Here is a 21,709-nt window from a genome sequence, read left to right as displayed (position 1 = left end):
TATTAACTGTCTTACCTTTGTTTCCTGATTCTAATTTTAACTGGAGTTTATCAATCTGAAATTTAATTTCACCCCAACACTAAAACCGTAAATAAAAATTATGCTTTTAAATATACATATATTTAATCATATCTAATCATGTTTAATTTCTACCCGTGCATTTTCAGTTGTATTCAGGTCGTAAAATGGAGTTTTAACGATTTATGTTTGCAATTCGCTACACCTAATCAATCCACAACGACACAAACTGGAACTCTTGACCGCTAAATAACCCCCGGTCACTAAGTTTTAAGTCTGGTATCACCAACAACGCCATAAATGAAAGTGTCATGAATGGTGCAGTCAGTTTTGACCCTAATCTTTTTGCCCCAGCATCAAGTTCTGCATATTTTTTGGCAACCTCATAACCATCGGCATCACTCATCAACCCAGCCACAGCTAAAGGTAATACCTCAACTTTGTTACCTTCGACTACTGCAATACCACCTTGATGTTGAATGATGGCATTTACCGCAGTACAGATTTCCGCGTCGCTTGTCCCCACTGCCACAATATTATGGGAATCATGCGCCACACTTGATGCGATCGCCCCCCGTTGCAATCCAAAATTCTGCACTAATGCCACCGACGGCGGTTTGTCTTGATATCTATTTACTACTGTTATTTTCAGGATATCTTGCTCCAAGTCAGCTATAACCTCACCGTTTTCAATGCACGCTGGTACACTTTTTTCACCTGTAATTAATTGTCCATCCGTAACCGTGATCACTCTTACCTTTGAACCCCTGGCGGTAATTGTAAAGTCTCCCGGTGATTTTGGGCTGGTGAGAAAATTATTAATGGGTTTGAGAGGAACAAACGGTAACAAAGTTGACCCTGTTTTTGCTGTTAATATTCCCTGACAATAGGTAGCCAACACCTGAAAATCTTGTAAATTATTGACAACAATTAAATCCGCACTATCCCCAACTTGTAGTAATCCCACATCCAAATTGTAATGTTTGACAGGGTTCACACAGGCAACTTGCAACACATTCATGACATCGTGACCTAATGCTACAGCCCGTTTCACCAGTTGATTTATGTGTCCAGTAACTAAATCATCAGGGTGTTTATCATCGCTACAAAACATACACCGTTCTGGGTGGACATCAATTAAACTGTGCAGGGCATCAAAGTTTTTAGCGGCTGAACCCTCCCGGATCTGAATCTTCATTCCCAGTGCTAATTTCTCTACAGCTTCATTTAGTGTGGAACATTCATGATCAGTGGTAATTTGAGCATTTGCATATTTACGTAATCCTGTACCAGATAACCCCGGTGCGTGGCCATCAATGCGTAGTCCCAAACCTTGCGCTAGATGAATTTTGTCCATCATTTCTACATCATCTGCCAAAACACCAGGAACATTCATAACCTCACTTAGATAGGAAATACCATGTTTAAACAGTTGACGGAAATCGTTTACCGTCAGTTTTGCCCCAGCAGTTTCAAACTCGGTGGCAGGGACACAAGCAGGAAAACCAAAAGCTATTTTAAAGGGAGTCTGGGCGGCATTGTCTAGCATAAATTCCACACCCTCTAACCCCATTACATTGGCGATTTCGTGAGGGTCACAGACAGAGGCTACCGTACCATGCACCGTCGCTAATCGGGCGAACTCAGTCGGCACCAGCATTGAACTTTCGATATGAACATGAGCATCCACAAAACCAGGAAGAATGTACTGTGAATATTGCCCACTGGGATTTGGGATTATAGATTGAATGCATCCATCTTGAATGTGAATAGTACCCGGAAAAATACGACGGTAGAGAACGTCTACTATATTGCCGACAATAGTAAAATTTTTCATAATTTTATCCTTAAAAAATAACTAAAGGTAGAGTTTTTCTGACAAAAAAATGCAATAATAAAGTAAGGATTTTGTGAATAAATTACCCCTGATTTTTCCTGACCCTCAAGTATTACCATAGCCTTTAAACCAAGAACTGAAGCGAAATTGTGACTAAAATTATTGCTATTTTTAATCAAGCCGGTGGGGTAATGAAAACCACCCTGACGATGAATTTGGGTTATCATCTTTCCCTCAAACATAAAGTTTTACTGGTAGATACTGACCCCCAGGCATCCCTAACAACTTTTATGGGACTTGAACCCCACGAACTCGAAGATATTATCGCTAGTGCAATCTTGAATCCAGAAACTAAATTACCAATTCACAATTTACACGGGATGGATTTAGCCCCGGCTAATATTACCCTCAGTGCTGTCGAATTACAGTTATCTAGTGTGATGGCCAGGGAAACAAGACTCAAACAGGTTTTAGAACCAATCGCTAATAACTATGATTTTATTTTGATTGACTGTCCCCCCTCATTGGGTATTCTCAGTATTCTCGGACTCTGTGCTGCTACTCATGTTTTAGTACCAGTGCAAACCCATTACAAGGCATTTAAGGGAACGGAGTTATTATTTGATACCATCAAACAGGTAAAGCAACATATTAATAAGAAATTGGCGATCGCCGGATTTGTGCCAACCTTGTACGTGAACGCCAACCAAGACAAAGTGATATTAGAGGGATTAGAGCAACAATTGTCATCATTGGCCAAAGTTTATCCCAAGATACCCCGTGCCACAGCCTTTGCGGATGCAGTGATGAATAGTCAACCCTTGGCTGTATATGACCCCAAACACCCAGCGATAACAGTTTTGAAGAAAATTGCACAGGGTATGGAGAAACTGTAATGGTCAAGAAATTAGGAATTCCGAAAATGCGTGGTGTGGAAGATTTACTGACCATGGATGTAGAATTACCAACTACCACTGTTAATATTGATAAAATTCGTTTACCTGTTAAACAACCCCGACGGTATTTTGACCCTGAGAAACTAAATCAACTGGTGCAGTCAGTTAAAGAACACGGGATTTTACAACCTTTATTAGTGCGTGCTGTTAACGATGAATTTGAGTTAGTTGCTGGGGAACGCCGACTCCGGGCGGCCAAAGAAGCGGGGTTAACAGAAGTACCGATTATCAGTAAGGAATTATCGGATATTCAAACCCTGCAAATCGCCTTAGTGGAAAACCTGCAACGGGAAGATTTAAACCCAGTTGAAGAAACCGAAGGAATTTTAGAATTACTCCGTATTGAACTTGATGTAAATTCAGGTGAGGTTATTTCTATTCTCAATCAGGTTGCCAACGCCAAAAAACGTAACTTAGACCTGACGGAAAACGTTTCACGTCAACTGGAAATTATAGAATCGGTGTTACAGAATGTCGGGAGATTCACTGCTGAAAGTTTCCGCACCAGTCGTTTACCATTGTTGAATTTACCTGATGATGTCCTGGAAACCTTACGGCAGGGTCAACTAGAATATACTAAAGCTAGGGCGATCGCTAAACTCAAAGATGACGGTGAACGTAGGGAACTACTGGATAAAGTTCTTAATGAAAATCTATCATTAAGTGAGATTAAGCAGTTAGTAAAGGAATTAACCCCAGGTAAAATCACAGTCAAAGAAACACTGAATGCTAAATATTCTGAGATTGGTAAAAGATTGAAGAATGCCCAGGTGTGGGAAGATGCTAAAAAAACTAGGAAGCTAGAGAAATTGTTGGGGGATTTAGAGAAATTGTTGGAGTAGAAAGCAAAAAACTTGTAGTTAGGTTATTAGTAATTAGGACTTACGCACGAAGTAATCAAAAACCTGATTCTTTCGTAGGGGTAATTCATGTAGCTTGCTTCCCGAAGGGTATTACCCCTACTTTCGAGGTATTTTGCGTAAGTCCTGGTAATTACAGAAAATATTATGCACAGATATAGCAATCCTAAACGAAATATGAACATCTCTTAGTTTCCTACCTCTGTTTCTCTCTACATTAGTGGTATAGTTCACCGCACCAACACACCCTATAATCCTTTTTGGCTCGATGGTTTGCAGTATTTCTTCTCCCGATTTCTTACTCAAATCTAGCTTTTGCGTCATGTGTCACATTCTATTATATTGCTTGTCCCTCGCTGACTTTATTTTTTCTCCTACCCTATGAAAATGCTATACTTTAGTGATAGTAAAATCCTTATATCAACTTTCAATAGTTATCATGGGATACCCAAAATATTGGAAACAATTAGCTAAATCCATCAAAGAAAATTCCGGTTGGCGCTGTCAGAAATGCGATCGCTCATTACCCCCCGATAAAAACCCCCAACGTCGTACCCACCTACAAGTACACCATTGGAATCGTGACCCCTCAGATAATAGACCCGAAAATTTAGCCCCTCTGTGTCCAAAATGTCACCTTAGTTATCATCGTGGTGGTAAGGGCAATATTTCTGTGGGGCAGTTGTCGTTGTTTGATTTGTCGGGGTTTGAAAATCGCTAAATTTTCTTGGGGGAAATTTTGATTAGAGGTATTGTTACCTTTCTTAAAGACTTGAGGAGGCGATACCCTTGTATTCTACCTACCACCCACACAACAATGTATTGACATTGTGTACACAATTATCTATAGTAGGGATAATCAAATAATAAAATTTGGGAAACTAAAATGGTAGCTTCCTTTGAAATGGATAGTCCTGGACGCAATCAGGTTATCAATATTAGAGTTCAAGAAAAACAGCGTAATTTAATTGATTATGCGGCATCAATTCTTGGGAAAACTCGTTCTGAATTTATGCTAGATGTCGCTTGTAGAGAAGCAGAAAAAGTAATTTGTGACCAAACTTTTTTTGCTTTAGATGAAAAAAAATATCAAGAATTTATTGATATTTTAAATACACCACCTAAAGTAGATGAGGAACTACATAAGTTTTTGACTGCTAAATCACCTTGGGATTCAGAATGACACAGGCGAAAATTATAGAAACTCCTCAACCAATTAATTCCAGCCATGATATATCACAATTCAAATCAAGGTCAGAAACTTTAAATAGTTGGTTGAGGGAAAAAGCTTTAAAGAATGAGGGTGATACTGCTAGAACTTATGTAGTAATTTGTGAAAACAAAGTAATTGGTTATTACTGTTTGGCAAGTTCTGGTGTATATCACTCAGTAGCTATTAGAAAAGTCAAGCAAAATGCACCAGATCCAGTACCTTGTATGATCATTGGTAGGTTAGCTGTTGATGAACAATGGGAAGGTAAAGGTATAGGCTCTGGTTTACTAAGAGATGCAATTTTTCGGGTTTTACAAGCATCCAAAATTGTCAGAATACGATGTATTTTAGTTCACGCTAAAGATGAAGAAGCTAAACAATTTTATCTAAAATATAAATTTAAACCCTCACCTATAGAACCTTTAACATTAATGTTGCCTTTACAAGATATTGTTGCCAACCTTTAATAACAGCCAGCCTAGTCCTGCCCAACTGGGAGCATATCAACTTTGTTAGAACAAAAGAACTAAACAGGCTCTAAAGCTTGGCATTGAGATAAGCACAGCGATGCTTGAGGACTTGAGAGACATTCGATTCATTCCATTGTGCGCCAGGGATTTTTAATCGGCGATCTATCTGTTTGATAGTAGACTCGACGGCACCAGAACCAATAGAACAAATACCCTCGGTTTGATAATAAGGATTGTAAAACATATTTTTGATGTAGGGCGACTGTAGACATAGGATTTATTCATCTTAATTCGTCGCCCTTGCCCCTGTTAAGGGGTAGCTTTAATCCTACTTCATGCCATCATTTACCAAGGTATTTACTACCCAATTATTAACTAGAGTATATATATAGTATTCTGCCTCATTACCAACGAACATATTCCGGTAAATGGTTTTCAAATCAACCAGCTTATTCTTGAGAATTGCCTCCATAACACCTAAAATTTCATCAGGGTGACAAGGTGCAGATATATTTGAATTTTCATCAGGTCTATATTTATGAAATAACTTGACCATCAATGGTTTAGAATAACCTGTAGCAGTGTGAATTAATTGATTTCTTTGTTCAATCCAAAAATCTAGTTGTTGTAAACTCTTCATAATCAACTGCCACTCTTCTATTTCTTGGGGATTATTCCGATATTCAACCAAAGCTTGCACAAAGTAACGCTTAATGAAGCGATTAGTCAATGATTCTCTATCTCTAATTTTAGAACCAAACTTGGGATTGAAACTACTTTGTAAAGATACTACCTTATTCCAAACTGAAGGTCTACTAAGCTGGATTTGTTTGATATCAATCGTAAAGCTACTTTTAATTTGTGCTTCGTATTCAGGTCCAGATAAATTTTTTGGAAAATCCTTCCCTGACTTAGATACCCAATAACTTGCCTTACCTTCCCATTTCAAAATCAACCCATGTAATACTTCTTCACCAAAAGATGCAAGATGCGCCAAAAAACTAGCAACTTGATCCAATTGCCAATAAATGCGATTTTGGGTGTAGATACTCAACAAACGATGCTGATAAACTCCATATTTATCTGCTGCTTCTTGAAGTTTAGGAAAAATATCTGTACTCAGTTCGAGGAAAGTTGTATCAATTTTTGGTTTTGCGAGGTCTTTAGCAGTTTGAAAATCTAGGTTAAAGCAAGCACGAGCAAAATCTAAAACTTGCAGTACAACTTTAATCACATCATTACTTCTTTCTATATCTTCCTTACCAACTATCCCTTGTTGAATCAAAAAATTAAGGTAATTTTGCCAGTTCTTTAAAATTTGTACCGCACCATCATAATCCCAGCGTTCTACTAGAATTTTAATCGTTTGGTATTTTTGAGTTCGCATATAACGCCAGGAAGATTCTATTTCACAATCAGAAGGAATGCCTTGAAACACACCTTGATGGGAAAGTTTTGGATTCACAAACAATATTTTTCTAACAGCAGATACAGAAATACCTTGCAGTTGCAAGGCTATTTTCATCTGGGGTGTTCCCCCTTTGGCACTAATCAAAAGCATTTCCTCATCTGCTTGTGATTGAGTTATAAGTTGGGTATTAGCTTTAATTTCTTGACTAATGCGATTATATATAAGTTGGTGATTTTGAGTAATTTCTCCTGGCGTTTCTTCTAATTCTTTGCTAGAAAATCTCAGCTTATCAATGTCGCTGTTAATTACTTTTACCCAAATCACATCTCCTAATTTAAAAATGCTTCTTAACTCCTGTGGACTAATTACCAATTCCGAAATATTATTAATATTGATATATCCCCGTAAACCTCCGTTTACTTCTATAAATAACCCTTGGTTTTGAACATCAAATGCGGCTATTTTACCAGATAGTATTTCATCTAATTTAGGATAGCGTTGCTGTTGTTGCTGTTTTTCTTTTTCCAAATTTAGTTCACTAAAAAAGTTATAGTAGTATTGAAATAAATCATCTGGAATATATACTCTATATTTTAAAGGGATTGGTTTATCTATTAATTTAAAATTAGGCTGCTGTTTTTCAAACCAGAGTTTTAGAATCTCATACATGAACACAGTATCTTTTTCATGTCCTTTAACCATGTTTTCTGATTTTTGGTTAGTAACAAATATATAACCTTTATTAACGCTTAAAGCTAAGGCTTGTTTAATAACTCCCAAAATCCGGGGCGCATGAATGCGTGAATGCCAATAGGTAAAATTTTCTTGATATTTTTCTAATAACTTCTCTGTCAGTTCTCTAGTTGTGGGAGCTTTATCTAGCTCAAATCCTAATTCTGTATATAAACCGGAAGATTGGAAATATTGTTGAGGATTTTTCCAAATGGCTAATTCTTCTGGTGTTAATTCATCAGTATCTTGATTAGGTTCCGATGGAAGTGGGTCAATGGGTACATAAAGTTCTTGACCATTAACGTTAATTTTAATGGCTAAATCTGATGTACCAATGTTAGCAATGAGGATACCCATATTTTTCTCCAAGATGTGAAGTTGATACAGAAAAAGGAAGGAGTTACAGGAGTAACAGAAGTTCAGCTAGAGCTAAGTACAAAGTTTGTATTTCTGTTTCCTGTGTTATATCTCCTACCTTGTGTGAAGTCGTTTGATGAGATGTATCTTAGGAGACGCACATGAACGCGTCTAGCTATTTGGCGCGAACAACAAAAAGTCTAGTCTCTGTCTTGGGTTTACCTTTGCGGTAGAGGCCAAATTTGTTTGCATTCTGTAACCGGAAGTTCTGGTTTTGTCAGTAACTCAAAATAGCGTTTTCGATGGTTGTTATTTGCACCAAAGATAGTAACCACATCAAAACGGTTGTTAATTCGAGCTATCCAAATAGGCGATCGCTCATTTATTGAACCACATAGTTCTTTATTATACTCATTACCTGTTTTGGTAGCTTCTTGATGCAACAATGCTAAAGCCGGAGGTTTATCATTTTGTATATCTCCTCGAACGCAGAGAATACGACAGTTAGTATCAACAGCTTCAGGCCAATTTCCGGTGACAGTTGCTTGTCTTGGTCTTCGGGGGTTACAATTTTGCTTACTGAATGTTGATAAATTGGTGTAAAAAGCATTCAGATGTTTCTGGAAATCTGCTTGTAAACCTGCCAAAGACGTTGAATATTCCCATTCCTGGTCATTACCTGTAAATTTCAAAGTTGAACCACGCCAATAAGGTTTTGGTCGTTCTTGTCTATTTCTGCGTGAATAACAAGGTCTTCTTGCACCTTGTCCAACACCACCAAGATGGAACATTAACCAAGTCAAACTTTGAATTAAATTAATTGTTGCATCTCGTTGTTCTTCTGATAATTGCCGAATCAGATAAGATAGCCGTAAAATTAATACACCTTTTGCCAAACCAAAATCATCACCAGCATCAACAGCATTATCTCTAATAATCCCCCCCTTGGGAATTTCTATTTGTAGAAGTCCCATTTTTGCTTCTGGTTCAATACCACCAAAAAGAATCAATTCCTGTTCTTTAACTACATTTGCTGGTAATACTCCCAACGCCAAAGTCCGAAACCAATAGCGTAACATCGAACGAAAACTCGGCGGACGAACTTCTGGTTTTGCAATTCCTGGTGGTATCCATCCATTTCCATTATTATTTTCTCGCCATTGCTTAAATTCCTGTCTTCCGTGTATCAATTGTCCTTGCAATTCAAACCCCATTCTGAGAATAGTTTTACGTTTTTTAGGTTTTTCCTGTTGTTCATTGGGGTTAACTTCTTCTAGCACCCCATACCCACTATTAACCCTAGAACCAATACCTTGAGTTAGCCCTTGCAATAACCATTTCTTCACTCGCTTAAGTAGTTCTAAATATCTATCATCTGTTACTCGCAAGCCGATTACAAAAGTTGGTTTCCGTAAAGATAAGAAAATATTAGGATTAGTCTTATATTGGGGGATATTATTATCCCAAGTCCAGATAGAATTAGCCATATCTGGAACTAAACCTTCAACTTCATCATCAGAATTAACTTTTCTAAACGGCAAAGGGTAAGCATCAAGAAAAATTACCTTACCCATAGAAGCAGTAGGTTCTAAATCTCCAAAAATATTTCTAATATCTTCTAAAGTTGTATTAGAATCACGTTCTGCCATTTCCCTGGCTACACCCTTGAGAGTTGTACTAGGTATATAAGGCATACCCAAAGCATCAAAAGCAGGGAGTAACATTGATTCTGGTCCCCTCATTCCCCCTACACGAATTCGCCAAGGTGCTTTGACTGAAAAAGATTCTGTGGCTAATTGCCGTGTGCGTGTTGTTAATATTTCCAATCTAGAACTGTAATCACTATTTTGTTCGATTTTAGCTAACAATTCCAGAATTTCACCATTATTCACTAAACCAATTTGGGAATTGTTATTAGGATTTTCGCGGCGAATTCTTAACCAACGTAAATATTCAACAAAACTAGCAGATGAATCTAGTTGAAGATTTTGATGTAATCTATGGTTTAACCAAAAATTATGAGGAATAGGAGGCATAGTTTTATTAATTCCAATAATGTTTGAAAATCAGATAGATAAGTTGTGTTAGAGGTTGTCTTCAAAGTTTTCAGCGAATATAATAGAGCCTACGACTCCCGTTAGAAATCGCCAGGGCTAGTATGAATTTACTCGATATTCGCTAGGGTTTTTTGGGATATAATGCTTCAGCCCAAAATGAAAACTCTTGTGCGACTTTTAAAGCAAAACTTGTTAACCCTAAATATTCGGAAGCAGTCATATTAGAATGAGTCAGTTTTTCTATTCTTGATGTTTCTGCTAAAGGGTTAGGTGTTTCTTCTGCAAAGGCTAATTCTCCTAATGTTCTAAAAAAACATTCAACAACCGCTTGTTTCTGTCTTTCATTACTTAAAGCAGGAATTTCACCTGTTAACCGTAATAGTCCCCAAGTAGCAACAAATGTATATAATTCAACTGCTTGGCTTTTTTGTTTATCGTGGTCTTCTGTTTTTGATGTTTTATCTTTGACTGTTTTTAAGTTGTTATAAACTTTAGTAGAAATTGTTCTGGGGTCATAGTTTGTCATATTTATCTATTTCCTAATTACAATCAGTAAATTTGTTGTTAGTTTGATTTTGGATTTCTTTGGGTTAATCTTTTGCTGTAGTTGGTGTTGGGTTTCCTTATATCAACCCAACCTACATCTTTTTAATCGCCAATATTTAACCAAAATTCAATTCTGTACTCCATAATTCAACTAAACCTCTACCTAAGCTTTCTTGTCCTCCAAATTGCCAATTTTTTTGAGTAGTAAAGATATTTTTTAAATTATTACAAACAGTTTCACTTGTACCATTAGCAGCAGTCGTACTACCCCAAGGGAAATACATTAATGTTTCTGGGGGAATTGCTTCTTCATAGCGAAAACCTGCATTATCAGCTAAGACTTTACCTTCACCCAAATTTACCCGCACTTGTCGCCATAAGCTAGTTTGAATTAGTGTTTGGCAGTCTGCATCAGATAGCACTAATACTTTATCTAGTATTTCAGTAACTTTGTTATTTTGGGGAATGTATTTTTTCCATTCTTCTTTTGTCCAAATCGTTAATTCTGAAGGTTTAAAAATAGCATCTTTGAGGTACAGTTTAACTCTACCCAGACTGCAACTACCAATTTCTGGTAAAGATAATTGCTGATTTTCTGATAAAAATTGGTTATATAATCTCAACCAACGCCGCAATAAAAATGGTGATGTTACCCAAACAATACCATGACTTAGAGAGGGAACAGGAAACCATACAATTGCACTATCTCCTATCCACAAAGACCCTTGAGTGAGATTTTCATCACCGTTTTGTTGTACATCTTCTAAGGTATTACCCCATAATGATTTACGTTGATCTTCTGGAGTGCTGGCACGTAATTTACCTCTAATTCCACTAGCACTCATATAAGGTAAATCAGAATGAGATTCACGGGCAATACCTACAATATTACCTTCTTGGCTAGTTCCTCCCGTATGCAAGGGAGACAGTAAATACAAATAGGAAATGTGTGTTGTCATAATTATCTATTCCAAAGTAAAGTACCGTAACTTAAGCTATATAAAGTCTGCAACCATTTTTCTTTTACTTCCGCTTGGGGTAATAGTTGCTGCAAGGATTTTTTCTCAGTTTCACTTAACTTTTCATAACTATCTTTAAATCTGTACACTGTTCCCGGTGCAACATAAGCCCGTTGTGGTAACATTGGGGTCTTTGCATAAGGTGATTTACCACCCCAAAGTAATGGCCTGTCGCTCACACAACCTGCTAAAATTTCTTGCCAGTAATGGGGATATACCCCATAAATCATTTTTTCGGGTTGGGTTTGTGCCAGTCCAGGGGTGAGTAAATAGGCTTTGTCGCTTGTATTTGTAGGTTCTCTGAAAGATTCTAGTGGTTGTAAAACAGACTTTTGGAAATCATCAAAGTTGTTCTTTTTATTGTTCTTATCGGCATTATTAAATAAATCCTCTAGAGGATAAACTAAAGCCCGGTGTCCTTCTCCTCCTAACCGCACTGTTGATGATGGTAATTTTGTATTGACAGCCGCAATCAATTGCCAATGTTTGTGTAACCTAACAGCTACTTCTGTAAAGTAACCATTTTCTGATTTAACTTGGCGTTGATTTGCTGCCATTTGAATATGGGATAATACTTGTTTCTGCCAAGGGTCTGAGTGGAAGTCTTTTCCGTTGCGTTTATAAGTTAAATTTTCTCCTTTGAGATATTTAATTAAAGCCTGGGCTTTTATCCAAGGGTTTGGGGGTCCATTAATATATTCTTCTAATTGAGTATTTTGTGATTCTGGATTATTTGCTGTGGCTGAAAGTACAGGTGTCACCATTGGCGAAATACCATGATCTGGAAAATATTCAGGGTCAAATCCCAGATGTTGCCATTTTGGATCTTGGCGGTTTAATGGTTCTAAACAGGTGAGACGTTGCCATTTTTTTGCTGTTTTACCTTTGCTGGTAGTTTCTTCCTCATCTGGTTGTTTAATGCTGACACTGAGTAAGTCTTTAGGTGTGGGTAGGAAAATTTCTGGTGTTCTCCCTGGTTCATGATGCAGTAAAAATGCACCAAAAAATTCTAGTTCTTGGGCTTTTTCTGCTAGGGAACGCAAGGCTTGAAAAACTGTGGTTGGTACGGGAGGAAAGATACTTTTAGCCCAAGCACCTTCTCCAGGTGAAAAGGGTTTGGCTTCTCGAAATAAGAGGATATCGAGGGGTTCAATTACATACCATTGCATATTTTTTGTATGTTGATAATTTCAGTTTTTTGTAGGGGTTTAGCAATGCTAAACCCTTGCTATTTTTATTCGACTTCAAAGAAGCCAAAGTTTTTTATGGCTTGGGGCTGGTATAAGGTTGTCACGTTTCCATTTTTATTCGACTTCAAAGAAGCCAAAGTTTAGGACGTTGAGATCATGTCTAAGATTTTTTTGCAGTTTCCATTTTTATTCGACTTCAAAGAAGCCAAAGTTTGGTTAAACTCGCCAAAGCGCAAAATTGGAGTATTGTTTCCATTTTTATTCGACTTCAAAGAAGCCAAAGTGCATAATATACCACAGTATGCGTTTATGTCCGCAATGTTTCCATTTTTATTCGACTTCAAAGAAGCCAAAGGGGCTTTCGACTCTTGTCTGCACGCGCTGAACGTCAGTTTCCATTTTTATTCGACTTCAAAGAAGCCAAAGTAACATACAAGCAGCCTCGTCTAAACAGACTGCTTGTAGTTTCCATTTTTATTCGACTTCAAAGAAGCCAAAGGCTACAGCTTGAAAGCCTTACCCTGAGACAATCCTACAACACTTTTTCGTGGGATGCAAATTTTACCCTAAATAAATGAGAATTTATTTCAATAATCTCCATAACAACACACCTCAAACCCTTACTAGGAGAGTGATTTGTGGGATAGAACGAAAGAATCAGGGTTTCAGCCATTGTGTCTATCCCACGAATGGTATCAACATGATACAGTTTGCCAATTATACGGGTACTTAATCATAATTCCCATATCTGTGCAAAAATCCCTAAACCCTCTTTCCCCCTGCACCCTGCACCTTGCCCCCTGCCAAGAAACCTCCTGTTGTCGCCGTGACACCAAAAAGGCACTAAAACGTAACAAATTCGCTAAATCTTCCGGTTTTGTACCCAAAACTTCCTCCTCACCTAACTCTGTAGCTGTTTCCTTCGCCCCACAAGCCCATTGTTCCCAAGCATCCAACCACGCAAGTAAGGTAGTTTCCACCTCCTCAGCAAGTTGTTGATCCCGACTTGCAAGTATTACCTGGGCGGCTTTGCGAAACAGACGACTATCTTTAGTCACCTCTGCATGACGTGGTAACTCTTCACTTAACCGATACAACACCGGACTAAAATCAACCTCTTGATATGCTTGCAAAAAATCCCACCATAACGGCAATAAATGACCTTTCATTAAAGCTTCCAAGGTATTACCAGAACCGTAAATTACCCGAAAACACAAACCATCTTTATTGGGATAAATAGTTTCATATCCTGGAGAGTCCTGCCTTTTTTCTCTGACACCTGACAACTTTTTCGCCCGTTCTTTTTCCGCATCCCAAATACTTTCTAACACCGTTGGTAAAGGTACACTTTTATGGGCAATAACAACACCTAAACTCATAGTCGCATCTTTACCCATTGTAAATAAAGGTCGTCCCGGAATTTCTACAGGTCGTGTTTTTTCATCTTGCCAAAACCAATATCCCCCTTGACTAATAAACTTATTTTCTGGGTCATCTCCACCACACCAAGCCGCCCGCAAAGACCGTAAAAACCCCGGTAAATCTGCTAAAGGTAAGGCAACCATCACATCATCACCACCACTATAAATGACTTTACCACAATGTCTTTGCTCGGCAAGATAGGGTACTAATCGGTTAGAAAAATCCAATAAAGCCCGATTTAATCCGACGTGGGTAGCTGGTCCCATGCGCTTTTTAGTATTTAGTAAATTATCCCATTTTTCCTGTTCTATGTTTCGAGTATCTACCAAATTAGCAACAATATAATCACTATAATTTTTCAAACTGCTGCCATTTACATAGCTGCCCATACCATCGCCATCACCTAATACTAATACCCACCAGTCAGCCGGACTACCATCACCAAAATGCTTTCTTTGGACAGTATCAACAACAGTCCGTAAAGCAGATGTTTTTGTGGCATCAAGATTCATGTCATCGGCTAACCATTTACTAGAAAACATCACCCCATTTAAACCTTTTTTATAATTGGGTAATGCTTTCACAGCAGCATCAGCACGACGGACTTGAAATGGACGATTAGTACGAACACAAAAATCATGATGTTTTGATTCTAATTCTGAATTATGCTCTATTTGTTGTCGCAAATCAGCCCAAAAATATTGTATCTTTTGGGGATGATGGGCAGCAAAATTAGCCGCAGCAATAGAACAGAGATTAGGAAAACGAATTAACCCTTCATAATCATCATCTGGGTTTAATTTAATTCCTAAATTTTCCGCCACACCTCCATGTTTCCAAGCCAGACGCTTAGTTAATTCAATCGCATTGAGTTTTTCAGAACCGTTGAAGACACCAGGATAAACAACAGCCATCACCTGCCAAAATAACCGCAGTGACTCCAGAGGTAAACCCAGTCCATTCTGAAAGTTTTGATAGAGAAAACGGGGATGTAAGGCTGTATATTGACCAGATAAAGTAGAACGTTCACCAGATGCTATAGGTATTTGCCAAGAACGAGTATTTTTAATAGCTTGAATGGCTTTACCTAATCTGCCTTGAAAACTACCCCACCAAGTACCAACATTCAGGAAATTATAAGCATTTAATTCGGCTGCGGTTGGTATGCTTTTTTGATTGTTAGGATTTTCAGGGTCATTATTTGCCTGAGTTATGCGAATATCTGCTATTTGATTTTGTAATTCTATCCATTCTTTTTGACTATCAGAATTAATTTGTATTTGTAAATCTTGTTCAGGATTTCCTAAAGGTACAGCTACAAAGTAAGTTTCCCAGGTATGATTAATTTGGGCATCCCATAAACCATTCCATTCCCAACATCCTGGTTGACGTAGTTTTATTAATTCTGTTTCGAGTTCTTCTCTGGGTATTTTTTTTGCTTTTTCTACGGATTCTTCCTTGTTTTTATCCTTAACTTTTGCTTCGGAATTTTCTCCTAATAAATCTTTGGCGATTTCTTTCACAACTTCTTTAAACTTGTCATTATCTGCTATTTTATCTCGAAACCTACTTTTTACATCTTCTCGCACTTTTCGCGCCATTTCTTGCCAATGTTTTTTTAATGTTGCTTCTAAATCTTTACCGAGTTTAATTGCTTCATCTTTACTTCCTACCAAAACAGTAATGACATTAGGAAAACCCGCAGTACATAAACTTTGGGGTGGGTTATCCTGATTCCAAAATTTGCTGATGGGATCTGTTCCTTCATATTTATGAAAATCAGCTTGAAAATCAGGATGATGTTTTAACAACAAAGCATCAATAATTTCCTGACTCCAAAGAGAAGGAGTAATGACTGCATCGGGTCCATAAAGTTTAGCAACTTCCCAACAAATAATTGCACTCAAATAATGTAAGATATATGAACCACCCCAAAAGTCAAGAAATTTCCGGGAAGCTTTAATAAATTCTTGGATAGGGGAAAAGGTAAAGATTAATAAATAAGGATGGGTTTCTGCTTCCCCTTCTTGCCAAGTTTGGGGATACATTGCCCCTACTAAAGCTGCAACTGTACTATTGTAACTATGGTGAGAACAGTCTGGTAATATAGAATGAGCAGGGGTTAAAAGTCCTATGTTATGTGATACAAGTAATTGAGGATAAAACCGCCAACACCACCAATATAGTTTAGCTATTTTCTCATCTTGGTCTATATCTGTTTGTTGGGAAATACGTTGCCACACAGTTTGAATTTCTGTTACTATGGACTCTAATGACAAGTTTTGAGGATAATTAATTATTTGTTCTTGTCCACTGAGAGGATGTCTTAATTCTATTGTATCGCTGTTATTTTCAACTGCCTTTAAATTCACCCGGTCAGAAGAACTGCTAATAGCTGCGGCTATATGTCCTTGAGTTTCCCACCATTGAGATAATGCGTCAATATCTGCTTGAAAAACTTCGAGATGTTGACAGATAAATTTTTTATTTGGAGAATTTTCAGTAATTGTACGTAACAAAGCGTAAAGTTTGCGTTGATGAAAGTTCATATTTTTCCTGGTATTTTTTGCTTGTAGTGGGTAATAGAGGGCTTTATCTGCCGATTTTGATGATTTTTGTACTTTGGTTGGTTAGCCTTGTATGTGGTTTTTAACAATCTGTATAATTAAGTATAAGTTTCACCATAACATAAAAGTATCTAAGCCGTGTTAATTTGACGCGAACAACAAAATGAAAAATTGTAACGATTAGTAATAGATTTGTTGTAAGTAGTCGTGCAAAATAAATTTTATATTTTGGAGAGGGAACAGGGAACAGGGAACAGACAAGGAATACAGAGATTTTTCTTTTTTCCAAAAATGTTAAATTAATTTTGCTCAGGTACTTAATTGGTAATTTTAGGTAATGAAAATTTGGGAATCTTCAAGGTATTTTTTCGTGATTCGCATTAAGTATTATTAAGGATTAGTAATTTAGCCTAGTATATATTTATTGATTTTTAACCATTACTTTTATGTCTCCAATTTGTCATTGTCTTATCGGTCTTCCTGGTTCTGGAAAGTCAACTTTTGCTCGTCAGTGGGTGGAATATGATTCTAATTGTGTAATAATCTCTACAGATGCAATTCGGGCTGAGTTGTTTGGTGATGAAAGTATACAAGGTGATTGGAATTTAATTGAACAGGAGATATTGAATAGAGTTAAAGTTGCTGTTGCTTCTGGTCGTTCCGTAATTTATGATGCTACAAATTTCAAGCGATCGCAACGCATGGATATATTACAAAAGTTTGCAGGTGTAGGTGCAGAAACTTGGATGGGTTGGTATCTAAAAACGCCCTTGGAGGAATGTTACCGCAGAAATGAACAGCGACAACGGCAAGTTGATAAAGATATCATTGAGAGTTTTGATAAGCAGTTAAGAAACTTTGAACCTATTGAGGCTGAGGGTTTTGGTAAAGTAAATGTCGTGGCAATGGTAAATGGCAAACATGACTTTTCTCTAGTTGAAAAACAGATTAAAAGTTTACCTCGTTCTATTGTTAATCGTCGTAATTGTAGCCAGAAGAAAACTTTACACCAGTATTCTGGTTTAATTGATTTTGAACGATTGATGTATTTGATTTCGTTAATTATTAAATTCCCTGGTTTGGGTTTACTCCATGAAATTAATCCTGATCTTTTACAAAAGGAGTTAGTTGGTAATATTCAACCTATAACAGATTCTTTAGATGAAATATCTGCATTAATGTCCCGTAAATATCATTCTATTTATGCTCAACCCGAAGCTTTAGCTAATGATTTGCAGTGGTTAGAAAAAAATGGGATTCTTAATGAACAAGGGTTAGCATCAGAAATTTTGGTTGGTGACTATACAGGAGATATTAATAAATTTGAGGCACATACCTATTCTGATAGTGATGCGTTTTTACGATTAATGACAATTATTCGCTGTTTGGTGCATTCCCCTTGTTTTCGCTATGAGGAAGAGGAAGATAAAAAAGTTCAAGAGATATTTTTTGAAAGCTTGAAAAAATATATTGTTGGTTTTAGTCAAGACACACTGCGTAAAGATATTCAAAGAGTTTTACACCCCTATAAAATATTACCTAATGATACTATGAAACGTGCTTATTTTCTTGGCAATGCAATTTTAAATAAACATGAACTCGTACAGGTTTATAAAGTTCTTCGTTCTCATGCTAAAGATTTAGATGATCCTATTTCTTTATCTATTTATGAAGGGATTGAGAAAAAGTTAGAATTAAGTCAAATATTGCGTCCTAAGAAGACTAAAAAATCGGATTCTCAAGAGTCTGGTGAATCAGAGTCTCAGGATTCTACTCACCCCGATTCTGAGGACTGTACTGATGATTACCGAGTGAGAGCGATCGCTAATAGTCCTGGTATTGATCTAGAAAAATTATCAGACAAAGCAGCTTACAAGAAACTAGATCAACTTACCGAAGCTATTTTATCAGGTCAATTATTAGAACTTGTCCGATTTGCACACACAGGCCGTCATCTTAATGATCCCCATCTTAACCAACTATTCCAAGTCTGGCCTCTACAAATTGTATTTTCTAAAATAGGCTGGTATTTAGGCTACGAAACCAAAGGTGGAACTGCTGATAAATTATTTAGGTTTGAGCGATTAGATCGCTTTTCTATTAATCAGATTTTACCAGAAAAACGCGACATAAAAGAACAGAAAGCCGCTTTATCCAAATTAGAGAAATTATATCAATCCAGCTATAGCTTATTTTTAGGTAATAAAGTTGATGAACAGCAGAAATATTTAAACCCTAAACAACGTTCTTCTGTAGAAATCAAAGTAGAAATATGGTGTCAAGAAAGCATTTTTAATTTTCTGAGTGAAAGAACCAAGCGATTACCTAATAATCAAATTAAATTCTCAATGCGATCAGGAAAAATAAGTGAAGAAGGGGAGACGATATTTGTTTTACGACCAACAGGTGATCCTAAGTATCCTTATCGTTGCCAACTGACTTTACCCTGTTGGACTATTGAGGATATAGACCTCAGACGTTGGATTATTGGTTTTGGAGATAAAGTTAAGGTTGTGCAACCATTGGAGATTCGGGAACAAATTAAGTTAATGGGGGATGGGATTAGTAAGCTATATCAGTAGTTTTGGCAGTTGTAAAAGTTTAGATGTGATGAGGATTCAAACTGGTTTTGGCATTAGCGATAGCGAAGCGCAGACATCCGCTACCTCAACCTATATTTGAATCCTCCTGTGTTTTAATCCAATGGGTATCACTCACCCTCTTACCTACCAAAGTTTCATAAATTGCTCTTGTCTGTTCCATAGTTTATGCAGCTACTTTGCATATAGTCGCTGCAAAGTAGCTGCATACCGCGTATAAGGTAGCCGCATCTTGCATATTTGGGGTGCGTTTTGATGCACTAGTTAAATTTATGCGTTATCGCGTAGTAGCCAGAAGTCTTGTCAATCCCCACCTAATCACGCCACACGGGACTTTTCAGGATTGCAGTGGGTTTGCATTGACTTGGTTATAGTGTTAGTATAGCAGCAAAATAGAATCATACAACATCATTAATGAATCGTTTTCGCTGTTTTTACATTAAATGATGAATCAGTTAGTAGGATATTGGTGTAAAGGAGATTCAATATAGATGCAAATGAGTAAACGTTTTAGCGTCACTTTGCCGGATACTGTATTTGAAGATTTAGAAAAAATTGCCAATGAACAAGGTAGAACAACTGCCAATCTTGCAGCATTCCTTGTAGAGTCTGGTATCCGTGAACTGAAAAAACTTGAACTGAAAAACCCAACTAATTAAATATTGCGGTTTCTACGGAGTGCTTCGCGATCGCCTACTAATCCCAAAGCGACGCAACCACAACCACCGAACCTTGAAAATTGAATAAGCCATTTTAGTAGAAACCGGATCGCCTACAACAGTAAACATGACAGATGACATCAAACGTTCCAAGGGTAAGTTTGACGCTGTAAAGGAGTCAAGATACTGGCTACCAGCCGCATCTGAGGAACGCTGTAAAAAGATAGGGAAAAAACGGGGACTCCGATTAATCGAAGTCATTGATACTGAGGCAGAAGTTTTACCAATAATTTGTATTTTCGAGGGATACCCAAATGAGTGAAGCAACGCTTTCTATATCTATCACTGAATTAATCCCCATGCTGACTGCTATAGCAGAACGTAACTGGGAAAAATTTAAGGAAGTTGAGAAACAATTTGTTACAAAACACGGTGTAGAGGCATGGGAAGAATTTTTTGCTTTTAGGCTCAAGCCAGCACTAGATAAAGATTCTGACCGATGGTTACTAATTCAGTGGTGCAGTCAGGGTATTAAATCAATCAAAACTGTGGCTTAGTTTAGGCGATCGCTACCTAGTCTCCTATCACCCCATCCTCTTGTAGTTTGTTACAGGAGGTGAGGGCAATCACTACCCTATCCTGGGGCAGTGGGAATAACAAATCTGTACCAGATTAAAAATAAAAAATGGGGGGTGCGATAACTGCTATGTTCGATTCGAGCTTGAAATTTTCTATCATATTTTTCATGTAAACACCTAAAAGCTACAAAAATACTTGTATCAAAAGCAGCTATTGTTTTGCCCTGGTTACAGCCTTTAAACCACACAAGCTTGTTTGTTAAATGATGGGTTTTGGTATAAGTAAAAAATATCACTACAGGGTAAAATGATATTTTTGGTGGCTCAAAGAAACTGACTATTTCTACGTTCAAACTGTAAAGAAATTAATCTTTCTAAATAGATTCTTGTGTGCTACAGTAAGATGTTTCAGCAAAAATCTATGAAAAAGATGTAACTGATCTATTGCCTACATAATGAATTAAATTGTGGTTGAAACAAAAATACTAAACACAATAAAGCAGCTAAAACTCCAATAATGTAAGAGCGTTGGGTTTTTGAATATGACAAGAAGTGGCTGACAAGTGGCTTCATCCTTGAATAATCAATGGGTGTACATTTATCTTTTCTATTAATGTGGTTTTAAAATGTACAATCTTAATTTGTTATGAAGGGTTTTGATGGATAAATTTTCACTTTTTCAAGAAAATAGCGATCGCAACCATGATTATTTTGCTAGTATAAGATCACTTTATTAAACAGCTAAAATGACACCAGAAAAACCCAAAATTTTGGTAAGAACTCGATTAACTCCAACTGATGAACTCAAGTTCAGAGAACTAGCCAAAGCCAACGGCACGACTACGTATCAACTGGTACGTAAGTTTATCTATGATTACTTAAATCAAAACTCCCAAGCTGCATAGGCAACCAGGGAGTTTTAATTCTTGTCTAAAAATTCACCCAGTCTTTTTTTACTTAGCTACGTCCTGAGAAAACTATCTAAGTAAAGAGACTGGATACCAATCAGGTAACTACCATGACGACGTTCTCATGGCAGTTTAATATTTTAATATTAAACCGCTTTACGCAAAATTGCGATCTCTTTTTTCAGGGAATGTTGAAAAGACTTACAAGAGTCTTTTATCAAGAATTTTCATATACCACGATTGTAACACAAAGTAGTATAGTCAATCAAGTTTATTTGATATGTGCTGACCTCGACAAATTACAGGAGG

Annotated in this window: 17 protein-coding genes, 1 pseudogene and 1 CRISPR repeat array; of the genes and pseudogenes, 9 read left to right on the top strand and 9 right to left on the bottom strand. The window is 37.2% G+C overall.

The window, feature by feature from the left end:
- Positions 1–223: 223 nt before the first annotated feature.
- On the bottom strand, positions 224–1,855 hold the full coding sequence (gene ade / locus CUN59_RS02940; RefSeq protein WP_104386427.1) for an adenine deaminase: 1,632 nt from the start codon (positions 1,853–1,855) through the stop codon (positions 224–226).
- Positions 1,856–2,004: 149 nt separating this feature from the next.
- Here ade and CUN59_RS02935 point away from each other — a divergent pair, with 149 nt between their 5' ends.
- The 5 genes from CUN59_RS02935 (at position 2,005) to CUN59_RS02910 (ending at position 5,351) form a co-directional block, all read left to right on the top strand.
- Positions 2,005–2,751: a ParA family protein gene (locus CUN59_RS02935; protein WP_104386426.1), complete on the top strand. Its 747-nt coding sequence runs from the start codon at positions 2,005–2,007 to the stop codon at positions 2,749–2,751.
- A complete protein-coding gene (locus CUN59_RS02930) occupies positions 2,751–3,653 on the top strand; it encodes a ParB/RepB/Spo0J family partition protein (protein WP_104386425.1) in 903 nt (300 codons plus the stop codon). Before CUN59_RS02935 ends, CUN59_RS02930 begins: the two co-directional genes overlap by 1 nt.
- Positions 3,654–4,110: 457 nt before the next feature.
- Complete coding sequence (locus CUN59_RS02920) at positions 4,111–4,392, top strand: HNH endonuclease (protein WP_104386423.1); 282 nt, start codon at positions 4,111–4,113, stop codon at positions 4,390–4,392.
- A gap of 165 nt (positions 4,393–4,557) precedes the next feature.
- Positions 4,558–4,854 carry a type II toxin-antitoxin system TacA family antitoxin gene (locus CUN59_RS02915; protein WP_104386422.1) on the top strand — a complete coding sequence of 99 codons (297 nt, stop codon included), beginning with the start codon at positions 4,558–4,560 and terminating at the stop codon, positions 4,852–4,854.
- Complete coding sequence (locus tag CUN59_RS02910) at positions 4,851–5,351, top strand: GNAT family N-acetyltransferase (RefSeq protein ID WP_243406852.1); 501 nt, start codon at positions 4,851–4,853, stop codon at positions 5,349–5,351. The genes CUN59_RS02915 and CUN59_RS02910 overlap by 4 nt, the downstream gene beginning before the upstream one ends.
- A 70-nt stretch (positions 5,352–5,421) precedes the next feature.
- Here the strand turns inward: CUN59_RS02910 and CUN59_RS02905 are convergent.
- The 7 genes and pseudogenes from CUN59_RS02905 to CUN59_RS02875 form a co-directional block, all read right to left on the bottom strand.
- Positions 5,422–5,583: pseudogene (locus CUN59_RS02905) on the bottom strand (ISKra4 family transposase); the annotation flags it as partial.
- 99 nt (positions 5,584–5,682) lie between these two features.
- The gene (locus CUN59_RS02900; protein WP_104386420.1) at positions 5,683–7,854 is read right to left on the bottom strand and encodes a hypothetical protein; all 2,172 of its coding nucleotides are present in this window, start codon (positions 7,852–7,854) and stop codon (positions 5,683–5,685) included.
- A gap of 218 nt (positions 7,855–8,072) precedes the next feature.
- On the bottom strand, positions 8,073–9,890 hold the full coding sequence (locus tag CUN59_RS02895; protein ID WP_104386419.1) for an RAMP superfamily CRISPR-associated protein: 1,818 nt from the start codon (positions 9,888–9,890) through the stop codon (positions 8,073–8,075).
- Positions 9,891–10,032: 142 nt separating this feature from the next.
- Positions 10,033–10,437 carry a hypothetical protein gene (locus CUN59_RS02890; protein ID WP_104386418.1) on the bottom strand — a complete coding sequence of 135 codons (405 nt, stop codon included), beginning with the start codon at positions 10,435–10,437 and terminating at the stop codon, positions 10,033–10,035.
- A 136-nt stretch (positions 10,438–10,573) separates the two neighbouring features.
- Complete coding sequence (gene cmr4 / locus CUN59_RS02885) at positions 10,574–11,416, bottom strand: type III-B CRISPR module RAMP protein Cmr4 (protein WP_104386417.1); 843 nt, start codon at positions 11,414–11,416, stop codon at positions 10,574–10,576.
- Positions 11,417–11,418: 2 nt separating this feature from the next.
- A complete protein-coding gene (locus CUN59_RS02880; protein ID WP_104386416.1) occupies positions 11,419–12,645 on the bottom strand; it encodes a type III-B CRISPR module-associated Cmr3 family protein in 1,227 nt (408 codons plus the stop codon).
- Between the two features lie 55 nt (positions 12,646–12,700).
- Positions 12,701–13,165: direct repeats of the CRISPR family, unit length 35 nt; unit sequence GTTTCCATTTTTATTCGACTTCAAAGAAGCCAAAG.
- Between the two features lie 196 nt (positions 13,166–13,361).
- Entirely contained in the window at positions 13,362–16,637 is a 3,276-nt protein-coding gene (locus CUN59_RS02875) for a type III-B CRISPR-associated protein Cas10/Cmr2 (protein ID WP_104386415.1), read from the bottom strand.
- A 464-nt stretch (positions 16,638–17,101) separates the two neighbouring features.
- Here CUN59_RS02875 and CUN59_RS02870 point away from each other — a divergent pair, with 464 nt between their 5' ends.
- Complete coding sequence (locus CUN59_RS02870) at positions 17,102–19,237, top strand: WYL domain-containing protein (RefSeq protein ID WP_104386414.1); 2,136 nt, start codon at positions 17,102–17,104, stop codon at positions 19,235–19,237.
- Between the two features lie 509 nt (positions 19,238–19,746).
- Positions 19,747–19,914, top strand: coding sequence for a ribbon-helix-helix domain-containing protein (locus CUN59_RS02865; protein WP_243406851.1), 168 nt, complete (start codon positions 19,747–19,749; stop codon positions 19,912–19,914).
- Between the two features lie 12 nt (positions 19,915–19,926).
- Here the strand turns inward: CUN59_RS02865 and CUN59_RS21295 are convergent, their stop codons facing one another.
- Positions 19,927–20,175, bottom strand: a complete 249-nt coding sequence (locus tag CUN59_RS21295; RefSeq protein WP_165790146.1) for a hypothetical protein — start codon at positions 20,173–20,175, stop codon at positions 19,927–19,929.
- 53 nt (positions 20,176–20,228) lie between these two features.
- Between CUN59_RS21295 and CUN59_RS02855 the strand changes: the two genes are divergently transcribed.
- Together CUN59_RS02855 and CUN59_RS21290 are read left to right on the top strand one after the other, a co-directional pair.
- Positions 20,229–20,471 (top strand): hypothetical protein, encoded by a 243-nt coding sequence (locus CUN59_RS02855; protein WP_104386412.1) that lies wholly within the window; start codon positions 20,229–20,231, stop codon positions 20,469–20,471.
- A gap of 767 nt (positions 20,472–21,238) precedes the next feature.
- Positions 21,239–21,397, top strand: a complete 159-nt coding sequence (locus CUN59_RS21290) for a hypothetical protein (RefSeq protein WP_165790145.1) — start codon at positions 21,239–21,241, stop codon at positions 21,395–21,397.
- The last annotated feature ends 312 nt before the right edge of the window (positions 21,398–21,709 follow it).

The sequence above is a fragment of the Cuspidothrix issatschenkoi CHARLIE-1 genome (assembly GCF_002934005.1).
GTDB classification, from domain to species: Bacteria; Cyanobacteriota; Cyanobacteriia; order Cyanobacteriales; family Nostocaceae; genus Cuspidothrix; species Cuspidothrix issatschenkoi.
Note: the sequence above shows the minus strand (reverse complement) of the source record. Positions and strands in the feature narration are given on the sequence as shown.